The sequence below is a fragment of the Anoxybacillus sp. FSL W8-1294 genome (genome assembly GCF_037965005.1).
In the GTDB taxonomy this organism is placed as follows: domain Bacteria; phylum Bacillota; class Bacilli; order Bacillales; family Anoxybacillaceae; genus Anoxybacillus; species Anoxybacillus flavithermus_G.
Genome location: NZ_CP150179.1, coordinates 387484 through 406053 on the forward strand (window position 1 = coordinate 387484; position 18570 = coordinate 406053).

Consider the following 18570-nt stretch of genomic DNA (forward strand, 5'->3'; position numbering starts at 1 on the left):
GAGAGAGAACGATGCTACAACAAGGACAGCAATTTCCATTAACGATTAAACGATTAGGCATTAACGGAGAAGGGGTCGGCTATTTTAAAAAACAAGTGGTGTTCGTTCCAGGAGCGCTTCCAGGAGAAGAAGTCGTCGTTCAAGCGACGAATGTGTACCCAACATATACAGAAGGAAAAATGGTGCGCATACGAAAACGGTCCCCTCATCGTGTTAAGCCGCCTTGTCCAGTATATGAACGGTGCGGTGGATGTCAACTGCAACATCTTGACTATCACGCGCAATTAGAGGCAAAACGAGATATCGTCATTCAAGCACTGGAACGCCATAGCCGATTAAATATAGAAGCACTTCATATTCGTCCGACGATCGGAATGGAAGACCCGTGGCATTATCGCAATAAAAGCCAATTTCAAGTCGGAGTGAAAAAAGGGCGTGTCATCGCTGGACTTTACAGCATGAACTCGCACGAGCTCGTTGACATTGACCGCTGCTTGATTCAACATGACGCGACTAATCGCGTCACAACGGTCGTGAAAGCGATTTTACAAGATTTGCGCATTCCGGTTTATCACGAACGAAAGAAAACAGGTGTTGTGCGCACGATTGTCGCCCGGGTCGGATTTTTTACAGGTGATGTACAATTAGTCATCGTGACAGCGACGAAAGAACTGCCGCGCAAACAGCTATTTGTAGCGGAAGTAAAACGTCGCCTGCCGGAAGTAAAATCGATCGCGCAAAACATTAACGGGCAAAAAACGTCGCTTATTTTTGGCGATGAAACGATCGTTCTCGCAGGTGAACCGTACATTCAAGAAGTGCTCGGCGACTTATCTTTTGAGCTATCGGCTCGCGCCTTTTTCCAGCTTAATCCGATTCAAACGATCAAGCTATACGACGAAGTAAAAAAAGCAGCAGCACTAACGAAAAACGAACGCGTCGTCGACGCATATTGCGGCGTCGGCACAATCGGGCTTTGGCTCGCTCGCGAGGCAAAAGAAGTGCGCGGTATGGATACGATCCCCGAAGCGATTGACGATGCGCGCCAAAATGCCGAACGTCACGGCTTCACCAACGTCACTTATGCGGTTGGAAAAGCGGAAACGTTGCTGCCAAAATGGGTGAAAGAAGGGTGGAAGCCAGACGTCATCGTTGTCGACCCTCCACGAACAGGCTGCGATAACGCTTTATTAAAAACGATGTTACAAGTGAAACCGAAAACAGTCGTATACGTTTCCTGCAACCCATCCAGCCTCGCACGCGACATCAACACCCTTGCAAAGCACTATCACATCGAATACATTCAACCGTTCGACCTTTTTCCACATACGGCGCATGTCGAGAGTGTCGCGAAGCTGGTGAGGAAGTAATGAATGAAAACGATGTCGCCATTGAATAACCGAACAGTGCCTGGCACTGTTCGATTTCGAAGGAACTAAATGGCATTACTAATATAAAACTCATATTTCGCACCTTGGTAGGGCGGAACAAAAGGATTTTTTATTCAGTTTTTTAGAATAACTTTTAAACCAACACCAAAAGCGATGGTATCCTTTTTTTACCATCGTTGGTCGTTCTTTATCCCATTAGACGTAAATGCTCTCGTCCATCCCTAATCCTTGCAGAATCCTTCGCTGCTCGTACGTGAGCGGTTGACCTAACGCGCGTTGAATTCGTCCATCCGGCAGTTCCAACAGGACGACTCTGACATACCAAAACAATTGAAAAATCGCTTGTCCGGTCGGTCGGGTCAGTTTCCGGCCTCCCGCGCCCTTTAATGGGTGTTCCGGGGTGATGAACTGACGCACCCGGCGCTGGAAGACGCGGTAAATCGCCAAGGCCAACAGAAACAAATAGCCCAATACCGCGACCCGTTCCGGTTTTTTTACGTAAATCTCATCCGTAAAGAACGGGTCTTTCAAGAAAGAGAAGTTCATTTCCACCGAGATTTGGCCTTTATACAACTTCAAGATCTCTTTCGCATCCATCGGTTGACCTTTCCATTCCTCCGGAACTGTCGTGACAAGGACAAACCGGGACGCTTTCCGTCTCGCCTGTTCCCACGCATCTTGGTCGAATTCCACGTTCAAGCGAAGGGCGTACAGCGTTTCCATGTCCGGTTCCGCCCCTTTTTTCGGACGTCCGCGCCGTTTTTTCGGACGCACGATCGCTTCGACCGACGCCTCGACGCGATGGAACCGGAGACGAAGGGACGCCTTTAGAGACGCTAGGGCTTGTTCGGCGTCTTCCCGGCACGAAAACAGACGGCTTTCCCACTGGGTTTGTTTCTGCCGAAGAAGCTCTGCTTCTTGGTTTCGCTCTTTTTCGAGCGTCTTTCCTTTTCGTTGGTCGAGCGCGCTGGATTCAACGACGATCAACCGGACCGAATGACCTTCGTACGTCGATGTCGTTTCCCACACCCGGTAGGTGGCTCCGTTTTTCTCCGCTAAGGAAAACGGATCGCTCCACGGCGTGTCTTGGGCATCAGCTTTAGCCAGCGCGGTTTTGACGATCCGGAGCGAAGAAGGGCCTCTTGTGATCAAAAAGGCTTTGGCGGCCTTCGTTTGCGCCAGTGTGTCTTTCGTCATGGCGGCAGAATCGGCAACATAAATCCATTCATCTTCGATCTTCGCCTGCTTCAGCTGTTTCTGCACACGGGACAACACCTCGGGATTCCACGTCTTATCCGGCAGGTTGCCGTCGTGTACATCGCCATAAAACGGGATGCCATCCTCGTTGCCAATCAGCCCAAATCCGATCTGCTTTTGCCAACGATGATGCCGGTTGTAGCCATGCGTAATCTGCAAGGCATCCGGCGAGGCCGATTCATACGCGCCATAAACGGTCTTGTCCGTCGTATCGGCGTGGAAGACGCGAAGAGAGAGGCCTTCTTTCTTGTAGATCTGCACGAGGCAAGACGAAAGGACTTGATGGATATTCGCCTCATACAGGCGATCCAAATGACGCGCGATGGCATCGTCGTTGAACCAAGACGGCTCCAGCCCTGGCCGAATCAGCTTCGGCAAATCGATGTCATGCGCCCATTGTTCCAAATGAACGAGCGCTTGCCGGCCGCTCAAGATATCCAGAACGATTAGTTTGACGATATCGCTGGCTCGAGTTTGGCATTGCGGATCCACGGGAACGAGACGATCAATCAACTGAGGAAGGTCAAGATCTTTGAACAGGGCGCTTATTATATTCAAATAAGAACTTTCATAAATGGCCCGAATTTGAACGTCCATGATGAGCAAACTCCTTTGCTTTCCTTGTATTCCAAGGTTTTATTCGACAGGAAGATAAAAAAATCCTCCCGATTTTTGTCGAGAGGGTGCGAAATGTGAGATAAAAAATAAAGGGGCTTGCCGAAAAGCGTTCAGCCCCTTTATTTTTTGCTTGGTATGTGATCTGTATAAGGATCATATATTCCTGTTACAAGTAAAAATACAACAATAATTAAAACACCAATAAAAGTTAGCCCCATTTTGAATAAATTAGGTTTAATTTTTTTTAAAGGAATTAAAAACATTGATAAGAGAATAATAATTATAATTAATAAAATGGCTAATCCGATATTCATTGTTTCACCTTCTTGTTTTTGATTTATAATCAAAAAACACACTTAAAAATGTTTATGTTGTAAATCGTATATGAGTAGATTGCAATTATAAAAAACTTAGTACCACAAGAACAAATCAAGGAAATATAACCAATAATTACAAAAACAATTTCAAATTTATTCTAACATTAAAAATAATTTTGATCAACAAATATTTGGCAAACAGTGCCTGTCACTGTTCTCCATCAATATACCCCGGCTTGTTTGTCAACTTCGGATTCGACCGTTGTATGCGTGGATGAATTCGCTTTCCGTAAAGGACAAGATTATGGAGTAGCCGTAGATGGATGCTCAAACTCGGCGTGCCCTGTCTATGGCTTCAGGAAAGAATGAAGAAGCGATTGCAGAGGTCCTTCAACCTGTCGCTTCAACGGCGAAGTATATCGTCAGTGATTTGGCTCCAGCCATGAGAAAAGCCATTCAAAAAGTGTGTCCAAGATCCATGTTCTCGATCACTTCCATGTCATTCAGTTGTTCACCGATGCACTCAAGCGTTGCCGTAAATACCTTGCTAAAGGTGGAACGAAACATGGAAGCGTTCGCCGTGTTTGCCGATTATTGAGCCAACGGCCAGAAAAGTTGACAGAAGAAGAGAGACAGAACGTTCGACAATGGTGTCAAGAAAGTTCGTATTTACGCCATGTCTATCAAACTCTTCAGCACTTCCGTTACGTATCGAAAAGTCCAACAAGAAAACAAGCCGAAACTCGTTTGGCACAATGGTTTGATCGCCACCTCTTTAGTGAATGTGCGGCTGTGCGAAAGTATTACCAAGGCGCTGCTCGCTCGAAAAGAGGCGGTGCTTTCTTGCATCGTTTTTCCTTATTCCAATGACCCAATGGAAGGAATCAACAACAAAATCAAGTTGATCAAAAGGCGGGGATATGGATACCGAAATATCCAACGCTTTGCTTTGCGTGTGCGTTTAGAGACTGCTATCATATGTTAACGTAAAAATCAAGTACATCTTTTGGTGATGAACCGAAATTTTGTTTTTTACGGTGGTGACTTGAAATGCGTGATTCTAATGACATTTATGCTAATGATAGTGTGGTGGATTATATGACACATCCAAATTTAATAATCATTCTTATCGTTGTAAACATGATATTGATGGCAACAGCTAAAAGAACATTTCCTTTCATAGCTTTCTGTGGTTTATTGCTTTTGTATTGGATTGGATTCGTTTATGATTATAGTTTTACTATGGAAAGAACTCCGCATGAAATACTTAGTAACCTCATGAATATCTTATACATAATATTTCCTTGGATGGTTTGGTGTTTCTTTGTTTACAGTGTCTATTCGAACGTTATAAAACTTTTTAAGCGTAATAAATCTTAAATATAGTGTGTTTAATGAACGAGTGCGTTCGTGTAATAGTAATAGAAGAAGAAAACACCTAGCTTTTACAAGACGAATTTTTTATGTCCTAAAATCAATATTGAATGATGACAGAACCAAATATTTAATAGATAAGGAAAAGATTTATATGAATTCTAGCTATATAAATTGAAATAAAGGTTTTCTCCCGTTCCACGGCGAATAAATACAAAGAGAAAATAGGGGAACGGAGAGAAAACTATGATGCCAAATCACAAAGACGAGATCGAAAAGTTGTCCACTGCCATGAAAGAAGCAAAAAGTAAACGAGCATATGAACGCTACCAAGCGATTTATCTTCATTTGCAGGGATATACCAAAGGAGAAATCGCAACGATTATTGGTCGATCCAAGAAAACTATTTATAACTATATTCATGCCTACGCCCAGCGCGGTCTTGATGGACTGGAGATGAAATACTCACCTGGCGCCCCACGTCGATTGACCCCTGAGCAGGAAAAAGAGCTGGCTTTGATCATTGAACATCAGCTCCCCGTAGATGTGGGATTCGAAGCAAAATATAATTGGACGCTTGCGATAATCGCTGAACTCATTCAACAAAAGTGGGGGCCAACATACACGCTTCGCGGAACAAGTGACATTCTGCATCGGTTAGGGCTAAGCTATACGAAACCGACCTATACACTAGCCAATGCCGATGAAGAGAAACAGAAAGAATTCGTCGAAATCACCTTCCCTGAAGTAAAAAAAAAACTGGTAGATGGGAACATCGCCCATGTCCTCTTTCAAGATGAGTCGATGATTCGTGATTACCAAGCGATTCAAAAAACATGGTTTGTCAAAGGAAAACAACGAATCATTCCGACGTTTGGAAAACATCAAGGGCTGAAGCTGATTGGCACGTTGAACTACGAAACAGGGGAAGTGTTTTGCATCGAAGAAGAACGCTATGACGCGGAAACATTTCTTCGATTTCTTCAACTTGTGTTAGAACGCTATCCCACAGGCAAAATAGTGATGATTTTAGATAACGCTCGAATTCACCATGCCAAACTCATTCAGCCATTTTTAAAAGAACACGAAGATCGGTTAGAGCTCGTCTTTTTGCCACCATACAGTCCGCAATTGAACTTGATTGGGAACCGAACAGTGCCTGGCACTGTTCGTCAATTTAATAGAAAAGTAGAGATGAATATTAAAATTCAACAGCTAACAAAACAAATGGAACAGTTGAAACAACAATTGCGATGAAAGGAGACAAACGATGGAAAAACTAGACGGAAAATCAATGGATTTAGTCAAAGTAAATATTGAGTCACTCAAGCAATTATTCCCAGAAGTCGTCACCGAAGGAAAAATCGACTTTGAGAAACTAAAACTAATACTTGGAGAAGAAATTGAAAAACGCAACGAACGATATGAATTCACATGGCACGGCAAAGCGCAGGCAATGAAACTCGCGCAAACGCCATCAACGGGAACACTTAGACCGGATAAAGCATCAAGCAAAAACTGGGATACAACGGAAAACCTTTATATTGAAGGAGACAACCTCGAAGTACTAAAGCTGTTACAAAAATCGTACTTTGGCAAGATTAAGATGATTTATATCGACCCGCCGTATAATACGGGGAAAGACTTTGTATACAAAGATGATTTTCGTGATAATATTAAAAATTACAAGGAAATGACTCAGCAAACAAAAAAGTCTAATACGGAAACGAGCGGAAGATTTCATACCGATTGGTTGAATATGATGTATCCTAGATTGAAATTAGCGAGGAATTTATTGAGAGAGGATGGTGTTTTATTTATTAGTATTGACGATAATGAGGTTACTAATTTAAAAAAAATTTGCGACGAAATATTTGGAGAAAAAAACTTTGTAGCTCAAATCACGGTTTTATGTAATCCAAAAGGTCGTTCTCAGGATAAATATTTTGCAACTAATCATGAATACATACTGGTATACTCAAAAAATAACCTCGAGCAAGGTTATTTTTCTATTCAAAAAGACGAAGAACAAATAGTTAATGACTACCCAGAGCAAGATGAGCAGGGGAGATATAGACTTATTGAATTAAGAAACACACATAGGGAATTCGGTAAACATAATCGTAAAAACCTCTTTTATCCTATTTATGTAAATCCAGTTACATCAGAAATATCCCTTGAATATAAGGACGGCTATAATATAACTGTCGAGCCGATTTGGGACGATGGGTACGAAGGATGTTGGACGTGGGATAAGTCAAAAGCTCTAAAAGATATTCATTTATTGGTCGCTAGAAAAACTAACAAGGGTAAATGGAAAATTTATAGAAAAAACTATGCTAATGGCGCAAAAAAAATGTTAAAAACAATTTTTTTGGATAAGTTATTCTATACTGAAAAAGGACAGATGGCATTCTCTTCATTGTTCTCAACAAAATCTAAGTTGTTTCCATCACCTAAATCTGTAGATTTAGTAGCCCAATTGCTTCTCACAGTTACCCAACACGACGATATAGTTCTTGATTTCTTCTCCGGCTCTGCTACCACCGCCCACGCGGTAATGCAATTAAACGCCGAAGACGGAGGAAATCGCAAATTTATCATGGTGCAATTGCCTGAGTTAACTGATGAAAAATCAGAGGCGTATAAAGCGGGATATAAAAATATTTGTGAAATCGGGAAAGAACGCATCCGCCGCGCTGGTGAAAAAATCGTTCAAGAAACAGGGAAAACAGATTTGGATATTGGCTTTAAAGTATTTAAACTTGATTCTTCTAACGTCAAGCTTTGGGACCCGGATTTCGAGAACCTAGAACAAACCCTTTTCGATCTGCAGGATAACATCAAAGAAGACCGTACGAAAGAAGACTTATTGTATGAAATTTTACTAAAAATCGGTTTACCGCTCACAACGCCAATCGAAGAGATTGACTATAACGGGAAAACGATTTACAACGTCGGATTTGGTTCTGTTTTATTATGTCTAGAAGATGAGATTGATTTAGACATTGTCAATGAAATGATGAAACATCAGTCAGAGCACATGACACCGAAAGTGATTTTCAAAGAGTCTGGTTTCATCAATGATTCAGTGAAAACAAATGCCATACAAACATTGAAAAAGAACGGAATCACGGACGTTAGGAGTGTATAAGCCATGAAGTTAAAGTTTATTTCTGACTTAGACTACCAAAAGCAGGCGATTGATTCCGTTGTGCAAATTTTTAAAGGCCAACAAATGAAACAGTCCAACTTTACTGTATATTATGGTACGCAAGAAGAAGCCGGCATGATTCAAACGGCATTAGGCGTAGGAAACCGTTTAGACCTTACGCCTCAAGAAATTTTAAAAAATGTCCAATCCATCCAAATGAAGAACGGTTTGCCGCGCAGCGAAACGCTCGATGGCATGAATTTTACTGTCGAAATGGAGACGGGAACCGGGAAAACGTATGTTTATTTACGGACGATTTATGAATTAAATAAACATTACGGTTTTACAAAGTTTGTCATTGTCGTGCCATCTGTGGCGATTCGCGAAGGTGTGTATAAGTCATTGCAAATTACGAAAGAGCATTTTGACGAGTTGTACAACCGTACGCCGTTAGAGTACTTCATTTATGATTCGCAAAAGCTCGATAAAGTGCGTAACTTTGCGACGGCAACAACGATTCAAGTGATGATTATTAATATCGATGCTTTCCGTAAAAGTTTTGAAGACCCGGAAAAAGAAGATAAAGCAAACGTTATTCACCGGACGAACGACCGACTAAACGGTTATCGTCCGATAGAGTTCATTCAACAAACGAATCCGATTGTCATCATCGATGAGCCGCAAAGTGTCGATACGACACCGAAGTCCAAAGAGGCGATCGCATCGCTAAATCCGTTATGTACGTTGCGTTATTCGGCTACCCATGTCGATAAATACAACATGGTGTACCGTCTTGATGCAGTGGATGCCTATAATCAAAAACTCGTAAAGAAAATTGAAGTAATGTCCGTCCGTTCTGAAGAATCATTTAACGTCCCTTATATAAAATTAGTAGAAGTAAAAGAAGGAAAAGCAAAAATTGAACTTGATGTTGAAACGCGCGGCAAAGTGAAACGAACAACGAAAACAGTAAAATATGGGGACGACTTATACGATATTTCCGGAGAACGGGAATTGTACCGCGGTTATATTGTTGAACAAATTGATTGGACAGAAGGAAATGAGTCCATTGAAGTAAACGGTCATTATTTGCGAGTAGGTGACGTCATTGGCGATATTGACGATGATACGATTAAACGATATCAAATCCGCAAAACGATTGAGGAGCATCTAGATAAAGAACTGCGTCTAAGACTGCGCGGCATTAAAGTGTTAAGTCTTTTCTTTATTGATAAGGTGGCCAACTATCGTGATTATGATAAAGATGGTAATCCGATTAAAGGAAAATACGCCATCATGTTTGAAGAAGAATACAAGAAATTAATTCAGAAGCCAAAATATCGTACATTATTTAATGACATCGATGTTGATATGGATGTAGAGAAAGTTCATAACGGATATTTTGCGCAAGATAAAAAAGGAAGGTTAAAAGATACAAAGGGAAATACAGAAGCGGATACAGATGTGTACAATTTGATTATGAAAGACAAAGAGCGCTTATTAAGCTTAGACGAGCCGCTTCGTTTTATTTTCTCACACTCGGCGCTGCGTGAAGGATGGGATAACCCGAATGTGTTTCAAATCTGTACATTAAAAGATTCAGCAGGGACATATGTATCAAGGCGGCAGGAGATTGGCCGCGGCCTACGTTTAGCAGTGAACCAAAACGGGGAACGTGTCCAAGACTATAACGTCAACACGTTAACGGTTATGGCAAATGAATCATATGAAGAGTTTGTCGCCTCTTTGCAAAAGGAAATAGAAGAGGAGACAGGAGTGACATTTGGCAAATTCGAAAAGCATGTGTTTGCGAAGCTAGTGTATATCGATCCAGATACAGAAGAACCTGTGCAAATGGGGTATGAGTTGTCGGCAAAATTATATGAAGAACTGAAACAATATGATTATATTGATGAAAATGGAAAGGCAAAGCCATCGTTAAAAGAAGCGTTAGACAAGCATGAATTAAACTTCAGTGATGAGTTTCAACCTTGGAAACAAGCGATTATAAAAGAAATAAGACACTATTTACAACGCTTGCCGATAAAAAATGCAAACGATCGAAAAAAAGTTCAATTGAATAAAGCGATTTTAGATAGTGAAGAGTTTATTCAGTTGTGGGAGAGAATAAAATATAAAACTGTCTATTCTGTTGAATTCGATAGCGAACAATTAATTAAGAAGAGCATTGCAAGCATTCAAAAAATGCCGCCGATTCATAAAATTCGTATTTTAAGCCGAAAAGATCAAGTGACGATGGACAAAGTGGAAGGAATTCATGCGCAAACGGTGAGTGAGCGTGTCGAAGATTATATTACCGCTCATCATACATTGCCAGATATTATAACAGAACTGCAAAATCGTACAAATTTAACACGGAAGACGATTGTGGAAATTTTAACCGGATGCAAGCGCCTTGACGATTTTAAAAACAACCCGCAAAAGTTTATTGAAGAAGTGACGAAAATCATCCAGCGGGAAATGAGATTATTGCTCAATGACGGTGTCAAATATTACAAAATCGGCGACGGTGCGTATTATGCCGTCGAATTGTTCCAAAACGAAGAGCTGCTGGCCTACTTAAACGACAATGCCATTCGCAGCGAGAAGTCACCGTTTGATTATGTCGTTTATGATTCGGATATTGAAGCAAGCTTCGCCCAGCGCTTTGAAAACGACGAAAACGTCAAAGTATACGTCAAGCTGCCAAGCTGGTTTAAAATCGACACCCCAATCGGTTCGTACAACCCAGACTGGGCGCTTGTCATTGACAAAGATGGGGAAGAAAAACTATATTTTGTTCTTGAAACAAAAGGCACGGAAATTGAAGAATTTTTGCGTCCTGAAGAAAGAGCAAAAATCGACTTCGCCCGCAAACACTTCGAAGCGATCGGCACCAACATCGAATTCATCGGACCGGAGAAAGATGTGAATCAGTTTATGCTGCGGGCGATAAGCCGTTAATAATTCCTCTAAGACAGAAGCTGTAGGGCTTCTGTTTTTTTGGTTTTGTGACAGGGTTCGACAGAATATTTCAGCGAACAGTGCCAGGCACTGTTCGCTAATTGGATTTAGTCTACAAAAGCTTATTTGGAGTGGAACGTTGTACTTCAAGATTTTTTCTTATAACCTTTTTTATAAATCTAATTCGTGTTATAATTGTTATAACAGTTATAACAAAGAGGTGAGATAAATGTTAAGCGCAGAACGAAAAGTATTAAAAGTTGGCAATTCACTTGGGGTTACCTTTCCAATGGAGTTTTTAAATAAGCTTGGTATTCATCAAGGAGATGAAATACAAATGGAGCTTGAAGAGGATAAAATTGTTATAAGGAAAAGTAAAAAAGTTGATTTGCTAAAAGGAATCTCCCAAGATTTTTTTGAAGTATTAAACGAAACTCTTGAAGAGTATGATGAGACCATCAAGGGGCTTATTGATCGATGAGATATCTAACCGTAGAGGAAGTCGTTGCGATTAATTTTTTCATTATTGGAAAATATTCTCCAAATGAGCTGAAAGGGATAAAAGAACCTGCATTGTTAGAATCGGCTGTCTACCGTTCACAACAAAGTGTGTTTGGTAAAGATGCTTATCCTACTATTTTTGAAAAAGCGGCAGCATTATTTGAGTCTTTGGCTAAGAACCATTGTTTTCATAATGCAAACAAAAGAACTGCCTTTGTAGCACTTGTTCAATTTTTAAAATACAATGGATACTATTTTACGATGCCGAAAGATGATGCCATTGAATTTGTTGTTGATGTAGTGAATCATCGATATTCCTTCGAGCAAATTGTTGCAACCATCAAAGAGTATGCATTTGAACGTAAATATTAATATTTAGCGAACAGTTTCGATAATCCCTTTCTGAAAGAGAAAGGATCTTGTCAAGTCAGATATGTTTCTATTTTCGCTAGGCATTCATCAATGATTTTATCTATTTCTTCAATTTGTGCATCTTCTGGATTATACTTCTTTAAAATTTTTAGATTACGAGCTCTCCAATCCAATGATTTAATTTGATCAGTTAAAACTACCCCTGTTATTGGATAGCCATCGCCATCAAGGGATATTCCTTCTTTTGGTAAATCCACTTCGAAAGGATAACCCTTCTTTTGATTGGTAATCGGACAAACAGCTATAAATCCTGTTGCTTGATTGAATTCTTTAGGCGACAAAACAATAGCATTCCTTCTCCCAGCCTGCTCATGACCAGTTTGTGGATTGAAGTTTAAAACAACGAAATCGCCTCTCTCTGGTACGTCTGCTGGCATTAAATCAATTCACGCCCTTCTATCCCGAAATCAATTTCCTCATGTCGATTTTCAGGTGTAATCTGTGATATTAGTTCTTCCAGTGTGTATTTCTTCCGTGTTCTTTTTGGCTTTAATGTGATGATACCTTCATTTCCAATCACATTTAATTCTATTTCGGAACCTTGTTTAATCCCTATTTTATCAGCAGCATCTTTTGGGATTCGAATGCCCAAACTGTTTCCCCATTTTTGAACAATAACTGTAGACATGTAGTCAACCCCTTTACCCTGGTTTATTTTGTTTTCTAAATATTCTTTTGAATACATTATATCACCCCCAACCTAATATGTATATACATAGTATATACATATTTATAAAAAATGATACCAATGATTTTTCGACAAATACTATTCTCGTCGCAAAAGCAATCATTTGAATCGATTAATTAAAAATGCATTTTTTAGACTCAAAAGCATATATCAACAAGTATAGTTACAAACGTTGAATTGCGAAATGATGTATAAAGCTTTGCCATAACAAAAAAAGTAGGACCTTCAAGGAGAATCTAAAGCATCTATAGCTGAGGAATTAGCGAACAGTGCCTGGCACTGTTCTATAAATCTAATTCGTGTTATAATTGTTATAACAGTTATAACAAAGAGGTGAGATAAATGTTAAGCGCAGAACGAAAAGTATTAAAAGTTGGCAATTCACTTGGGGTTACCTTTCCAATGGAGTTTCTAAATAAGCTTGGTATTCATCAAGGAGATGAAATACAAATGGAGCTTGAAGAGGATAAAATTGTTATAAAGAAAAGTAAAAAAGTTGATTTGCCAAAAGGAATCTCCCAAGATTTTTTTGAAGTATTAAACGAAACTCTTGAAGAATATGATGAGACCATCAAGGGGCTTATTGATCGATGAGATATCTAACCGTAGAAGAAGTCGTTGCGATTAATTTTTTCATTATTGGAAAATATTCTCCAAATGAGCTGAAAGGGATAAAAGAACCTGCATTGTTAGAATCGGCTGTCTACCGTTCACAACAAAGTGTGTTTGGTAAAGATGCTTATCCTACTATTTTTGAAAAAGCGGCAGCGTTATTTGAGTCTTTGGCTAAGAACCATTGTTTTCATAATGCAAACAAAAGAACTGCCTTTGTAGCACTTGTTCAATTTTTAAAATACAATGGATACTATTTCACGATGCCGCAAGATGATGCCATTGAATTTGTTGTTGATGTAGTGAATCATCGATATTCCTTCGAGCAAATTGTTGCAACCATCAAAGAGTATGCATTTGAACGTAAATATTAGCGAACAGTGCCTGGCACTGTTCGCATGGATTACTTCGCTTTTTTACCGAAATGAACCCAATACTCGCCATCACGATGTTCCATTGCGATTCCGCGCCAGCCTTTCGCGAGAAGAGCTTGCTGACCGGAGATGTCGCCCATACGAAGGGAAACGAAGTCGCTCCAATTTGGCCTTTCCTCTGTTCGTTTCTTTACAAAAATATAGCGCAATCGATTGCCGTATTTTTCTTTCAACTCAGCAATTTCCATTCCTTGAGCGAATTTGTCTTTTAAACTCGGAATATTAAAAGGTGCGACCGTGCAGCAAACATAATCGTATGTGTTGTCCAGTTGTTCTAATTGCTGCATGATGAGGAAGGCCAATGTTTTCTGCAGCCGATTCCCGCGATAAGCTGGGTGTACAATCGATATTTCTTGATAGATGACACGAGATAACTCTTCTTCACTTAACCCGATATCTAAACCTAAATGCTCTTCGTCAATCAGAGGGACTAAGAGAGCGCGAAACGCGATAAGCTGTTCCTCCGCAAACGCTCCGATCATTAGACCGTTTCCTTCTAAAATATATTGGTATTCTTCTGACGTAAGAGGTTGTAAAATTTCTTTGTTTTCCAATGATTCAATGACAATGTCCTGTAACGTTAATATTTGCTGCAAATGATCAATAGATAACGGGAGAACCGTGAATCGTCGATCGCCTTGTTTCAATGTCCCTTCATAAAGAATTTTCATCGATTTGCCTCCTTTAGCGAACAACATCTTGAAAAACCGTCAATTCGTCAAGTATATCTTCGTTGACATCTACGCCTAATCCAGGTTTTTCAGTCAAGCGAATATAAGGGATATCGTAATGGAGATTGCCGATATCTTTGGAAAATTTCAATGGTCCTGTCAGTTCAACACTCGTAACAATTTTTTTCGAAAATGCGACATGAAATCCCGCCGAAGAAGCGACGGAGGATTCGACCATAGAGCCGATTTGGCATTCGATTCCTGCCAATTCTGCTTGATGGGTTAATTTTACTGCAGGATAAATGCCGCCGCACTTCATTAATTTAACATTTACTTTATCGGCTGCATTCTTTTGGATAATTTGCCTCATTTCGCGCGGTCCTTTCAATCCCTCGTCAATCATCATTGGGATATCTGTCTTTGATTTTATATAGGCCATCGCATCAATATCATCCGCTATAACAGGTTGTTCCACCCAGTCAATGTTGAAAGGGCGTAATGAGCGCAAAGCAACCAAGGTCGTAGCGCTGTTTTTCCATCCTTGGTTGACGTCAACGCGAATGGCAATATCATCACCAACTCGTTCACGCACGGCCTTAATTCTTTCCACATCTTTATGAACATTTGTGCCGACTTTTATTTTAAATGATCGGTATCCTTTTTTGACCATAGCAGCAGCTTCTTCAGCCATCTGCTCTGGCTCGGCAATACTCAGAACATGCGTAATCGGAAATTCATCATGATAGCGGCCGCCAATGAATTGATAAACGGGCTGTCGAAGCTTTTTTCCTATAATATCGAAGCAGGCGATATCGATAGCTGCTTTTGCTGTTGGCGCACCGTATATGGTTGCATTCATCATCTCATGTAATTTTTCAATATTCATTGGATTAGCACCGATTAGGAGAGGAGCGATCGTATTTTTTAAAATATAAAACGTGCTTTCCCATGTTTCCCCGGTTACATGTTCGTCTGCGACTCCTTCTCCGTAACCGACAATTCCTTCATCTGTCTCGATTTTTACAATAACAGACGGTATATCATGATATGAGTGGTAACTTATCACAAATGGAACGTGAAGGGGCAAGCGAATGGCATAAAGATGAATCGCAGTAATTTTCATAAAAATGACTCCTTTCCGTTTACAATTGCTTTTGTGATTATTACTAAGAGGCTGTCTTTATTTTGTTTTTTAAGACAGCCTCCTTTTCACTCTTTATGCATTTAAGCTAGCTTCTTGTTCTTTCGTCTGTGCCAACGTTTCTGATTTTGGCAACTTTTCGATGGTAAATCCGGTTAATGCATATAGAATGGAGATTATCGGTACGATGAAATTAAGCACAGCATAAGGAGCATAATCAAATGCATGAACCCCAAGCGTTCCAAGTATAAACACGCCGCATGTATTCCAAGGGAAAAAGACAGATGTCAACGTTCCTCCGTCTTCAAGTGCTCGTGACAGATTTTTTGAATGAAGACCTTTTTCTGTGTATGCGTTTGCATACATTCTTGAAGGAATGACGATCGAAATGTACTGTTCAGAGCAAGTGGCATTTGTGGCGACACAAGAGAAAATCGTTGATGCAACAAGACCTTTTGCTGTTTTCGCAAGCTTTAAAATTTGATTCACAATTGCTTGAAGCATTCCGGTATGTTCCAAAACACCGCCAAAAGTCATTGCGACAATTGTCATTGAAACGGTATACATCATTGATTCTAAACCGCCACGGTTAAACAAATCATCAACTACCTTATTCCCTGTATCGATTACAAATCCGCTTTGTAAAGCCCCAACAGCGTCAGAAACGGAATCACCTTGAACGAAGACTTGAGATAAAAACCCGAGAATGATTCCTACGATGAGCGCTGGAATGGCAGGTACTTTTTTGGCCACTAACACGATGACGAGTAATGGAATAAGCAACAGAAAAGGAGAGATGAGAAAATGATCTTGCAACACCTCTAACGTTTGTTGAATATCAGCTGTTTCGGCGCTGCCCTTTCCAAAATTTCTCCCTAAAAAGGCATACACCGCTAAGGAAATAAGTAAGCCGGGAATTGTCGTATACAGCATATGGCGAATATGGACGAACAAATCGGTATTTGTTAAGCCTGAAGCTAAGTTTGTAGTGTCTGAAAGCGGTGACATTTTGTCGCCAAAATAAGCTCCAGAAATAATAGCACCCGCAACCATTGGTGCAGGGATCCCCATGCTTAGTCCAATCCCCATTCCGGCGACACCTATTGTCCCCATGGTTGACCATGAGCTTCCGATGGCTAACGATACAACAACGCATATAATCGTGATTGAAACTAAAAATAGTGAAGGTGTCAAAAGTTTTAATCCGTAATAAATCATCGTTGCCACAATTCCGCCGCCAATCCAAGCTCCAATGGTTAAGCCGACAAGCATAATGATAACAACAGCCGGCAGAGCAAGACGAATCCCATTATACATCGCTTCTTCAATCTCTCTCCACTTATATCCTGAGCGCCATGCAATAAGGGCGGCGACAGTTGTTCCAACAATCAATGGAATATGTGGACTTTTCTCGAGAACAACAATGGTAATCGCCATTACTACAATTGTTACTAAGACTGGAATGATGGCTGCCTTAAAAGATATCTCTTTTTTCATCATTAATCCCCCCTATGCCACTTTTTATAATTTTGAATTGTCGTGGAATAGACGTTATTATGAATAATAAATATTATTTCTGAAAGCGTCAATCGATGATGTATAAAATTTTGTGTAAAGCATTTTGCTAGACCAAAAGAAAAAAGGTAGGGTATTCTCTGATTGAACCCAAATATTCCAGAGAAAGGAGAACCCTACCTATGTCTAAAAGTATACCGAATGTAGACTGGGCAAATCAACTGGAAAGTGTCATTCGTCAGTTTGTGAAGGAAAAATTAGAGCTGATTATGCGGGAAGAAATCAAACATTTCCTCGAAATCGAACAGGCGGACACATCCAATATGAGAAACGGCTACTATCAACGAAATCTAGATACGCAATATGGCCGAATTGAAGGCCTTTTGGTCCCAAGAGATCGAAATGGGGAATTTCAAACGCAGCTGTTTGCCCCTTACCAACGTCATACTGGTTGGCTCGAGGAAGCCGTCATCAAAATGTATCAAAGTGGCATGAGTACGAGGGAAATTGGCAAGTTTATCGAACGAATTTTAGGAAATGCCTATTCTCCAACGACAATCAGTCGTATTACCGATGTAGTGAAGGAAGACATCGAGAAATGGCACAATCGTCCTCTACATCAGCGTTATTCGGTTTTATATTTGGATGGTTTATACGTAAAACTTCGTCGCGAAACCGTGGAGAAAGAAGTCATTTATGTGGTGTTAGGGGTGAACGAAGAAGGATATCGCGAAATTCTTGATTTCTTTGTGGGAGGACAAGAAAGCGCCTATGTATGGCAGGAAATCCTTCAACACCTCTATCAAAGAGGCGTCAAGGAAGTGCTTCTGGGCGTATTCGATGGACTACCGGGGTTGGAGGAAGCTTTTAAGGCGGTTTATCCGAAAGCCGATGTGCAGCGTTGTGTCGTTCACAAAGTACGTAATACCTTAAATCGTGTTCGGAAAAAAGATCAATTCGAAGTGGCAGAGGATCTCAAACTGATTTATCGCGCACCGAATAAGGAGATAGCGTTACAGATGTTTCAACAGTTTGAGTCGAAATGGTCCAGCAAGTACCCGAGAGAAGTCCAATCTTGGGCCAATGAGTTGGATGTCCTCCTTACATTTATGGATTATCCAAGCAGTATTCGAAGTGTGATTTACACGACCAATGCCATCGAACGAACAATCAAGGAAATTCGGAAACGTCTAAAACCGATGAACAGTTTGAGCAGTTTAGAAACCGCGGAAAAAGTCGTGTATTTGACCATTCAAGATTTTAATGAGAAATGGGCAGGGCGAAAGTTAAGAGGATTTGCCGAAGCACAGGAAGCCCTCGAGCGAATGTTTGAAGAACGTTATCACTAACCAAATAATGTAAATAAATGAGATAAGGGGATTCTCCCTTTCCACACAAGAGACTGAATATTCAGTCTCTTGTGTGGAGAAAATCAGTCCCCTATCAATTCAAATCCATTTCAGAGAAACCCTACCCCATTTACATTACACAAAATTCTTGA

General features: G+C 40.5%; 15 protein-coding genes and 2 pseudogenes. 10 read left to right on the plus strand and 7 right to left on the minus strand.

The genetic code is table 11. From position 1 onward, the window contains the following. Nucleotides 1-11 precede the first annotated feature (11 nt). Nucleotides 12-1370: a 23S rRNA (uracil(1939)-C(5))-methyltransferase RlmD gene (gene rlmD, locus NSQ23_RS02150; protein WP_339172609.1), complete on the plus strand. Its 1359-nt coding sequence runs from the start codon at nucleotides 12-14 to the stop codon at nucleotides 1368-1370. Nucleotides 1371-1586: 216 nt separating this feature from the next. Here rlmD and NSQ23_RS02155 read toward each other — a convergent pair whose 3' ends face one another. Then, complete coding sequence (locus NSQ23_RS02155; RefSeq protein WP_339170145.1) at nucleotides 1587-3245, minus strand: IS1634 family transposase; 1659 nt, start codon at nucleotides 3243-3245, stop codon at nucleotides 1587-1589. A 140-nt stretch (nucleotides 3246-3385) separates the two neighbouring features. Further along, nucleotides 3386-3580 carry a hypothetical protein gene (locus NSQ23_RS02160; protein ID WP_339172612.1) on the minus strand — a complete coding sequence of 65 codons (195 nt, stop codon included), beginning with the start codon at nucleotides 3578-3580 and terminating at the stop codon, nucleotides 3386-3388. A gap of 510 nt (nucleotides 3581-4090) precedes the next feature. On the opposite strand from NSQ23_RS02160, the pseudogene NSQ23_RS02165 reads away from it, so the two are divergent. The 6 genes and pseudogenes from NSQ23_RS02165 to NSQ23_RS02190 all read left to right on the plus strand — a co-directional run. Continuing rightward, nucleotides 4091-4538, plus strand: a pseudogene (locus tag NSQ23_RS02165) (transposase); the annotation flags it as partial. A gap of 665 nt (nucleotides 4539-5203) precedes the next feature. Next, nucleotides 5204-6100: pseudogene (locus tag NSQ23_RS02170) on the plus strand (IS630-like element ISBs2 family transposase); the annotation flags it as partial. Between the two features lie 127 nt (nucleotides 6101-6227). Further along, entirely contained in the window at nucleotides 6228-8111 is a 1884-nt protein-coding gene (locus tag NSQ23_RS02175; protein WP_064220738.1) for a site-specific DNA-methyltransferase, read from the plus strand. A gap of 3 nt (nucleotides 8112-8114) precedes the next feature. Further along, nucleotides 8115-11075 carry a DEAD/DEAH box helicase family protein gene (locus NSQ23_RS02180; RefSeq protein ID WP_339172614.1) on the plus strand — a complete coding sequence of 987 codons (2961 nt, stop codon included), beginning with the start codon at nucleotides 8115-8117 and terminating at the stop codon, nucleotides 11073-11075. Between the two features lie 229 nt (nucleotides 11076-11304). Beyond that, nucleotides 11305-11556, plus strand: coding sequence for an AbrB/MazE/SpoVT family DNA-binding domain-containing protein (locus tag NSQ23_RS02185; RefSeq protein ID WP_339172616.1), 252 nt, complete (start codon nucleotides 11305-11307; stop codon nucleotides 11554-11556). Further along, nucleotides 11553-11948, plus strand: a complete 396-nt coding sequence (locus NSQ23_RS02190) for a type II toxin-antitoxin system death-on-curing family toxin (protein WP_339172617.1) — start codon at nucleotides 11553-11555, stop codon at nucleotides 11946-11948. Before NSQ23_RS02185 ends, NSQ23_RS02190 begins: the two co-directional genes overlap by 4 nt. 50 nt (nucleotides 11949-11998) lie before the next feature. Here NSQ23_RS02190 and NSQ23_RS02195 read toward each other — a convergent pair whose 3' ends face one another. Together NSQ23_RS02195 and NSQ23_RS02200 are read right to left on the minus strand one after the other, a co-directional pair. Continuing rightward, a complete protein-coding gene (locus NSQ23_RS02195) occupies nucleotides 11999-12385 on the minus strand; it encodes a type II toxin-antitoxin system PemK/MazF family toxin (RefSeq protein ID WP_035018420.1) in 387 nt (128 codons plus the stop codon). Further along, nucleotides 12385-12693 carry an AbrB/MazE/SpoVT family DNA-binding domain-containing protein gene (locus NSQ23_RS02200; RefSeq protein WP_064214546.1) on the minus strand — a complete coding sequence of 103 codons (309 nt, stop codon included), beginning with the start codon at nucleotides 12691-12693 and terminating at the stop codon, nucleotides 12385-12387. Before NSQ23_RS02200 ends, NSQ23_RS02195 begins: the two co-directional genes overlap by 1 nt. A 345-nt stretch (nucleotides 12694-13038) precedes the next feature. Here NSQ23_RS02200 and NSQ23_RS02205 point away from each other — a divergent pair, with 345 nt between their 5' ends. Both NSQ23_RS02205 and NSQ23_RS02210 read left to right on the plus strand, forming a co-directional pair. Continuing rightward, entirely contained in the window at nucleotides 13039-13290 is a 252-nt protein-coding gene (locus NSQ23_RS02205; protein ID WP_004888888.1) for an AbrB/MazE/SpoVT family DNA-binding domain-containing protein, read from the plus strand. After that, nucleotides 13287-13682 carry a type II toxin-antitoxin system death-on-curing family toxin gene (locus NSQ23_RS02210; protein ID WP_004888889.1) on the plus strand — a complete coding sequence of 132 codons (396 nt, stop codon included), beginning with the start codon at nucleotides 13287-13289 and terminating at the stop codon, nucleotides 13680-13682. Before NSQ23_RS02205 ends, NSQ23_RS02210 begins: the two co-directional genes overlap by 4 nt. 29 nt (nucleotides 13683-13711) lie before the next feature. On the opposite strand, the gene NSQ23_RS02215 is transcribed toward NSQ23_RS02210, so the two are convergent. The 3 genes from NSQ23_RS02215 to nhaC all read right to left on the minus strand — a co-directional run bounded on the left by NSQ23_RS02215 (nucleotide 13712) and on the right by nhaC (nucleotide 17051). Then, complete coding sequence (locus NSQ23_RS02215; RefSeq protein ID WP_339172623.1) at nucleotides 13712-14413, minus strand: GNAT family N-acetyltransferase; 702 nt, start codon at nucleotides 14411-14413, stop codon at nucleotides 13712-13714. Nucleotides 14414-14426: 13 nt separating this feature from the next. Beyond that, on the minus strand, nucleotides 14427-15536 hold the full coding sequence (locus NSQ23_RS02220; RefSeq protein ID WP_339172626.1) for a dipeptide epimerase: 1110 nt from the start codon (nucleotides 15534-15536) through the stop codon (nucleotides 14427-14429). A gap of 93 nt (nucleotides 15537-15629) precedes the next feature. Next, complete coding sequence (gene nhaC / locus NSQ23_RS02225; RefSeq protein ID WP_339172629.1) at nucleotides 15630-17051, minus strand: Na+/H+ antiporter NhaC; 1422 nt, start codon at nucleotides 17049-17051, stop codon at nucleotides 15630-15632. 200 nt (nucleotides 17052-17251) lie between these two features. On the opposite strand from nhaC, the gene NSQ23_RS02230 reads away from it, so the two are divergent. Beyond that, on the plus strand, nucleotides 17252-18418 hold the full coding sequence (locus NSQ23_RS02230) for an IS256 family transposase (protein ID WP_339172631.1): 1167 nt from the start codon (nucleotides 17252-17254) through the stop codon (nucleotides 18416-18418). The last annotated feature ends 152 nt before the right edge of the window (nucleotides 18419-18570 follow it).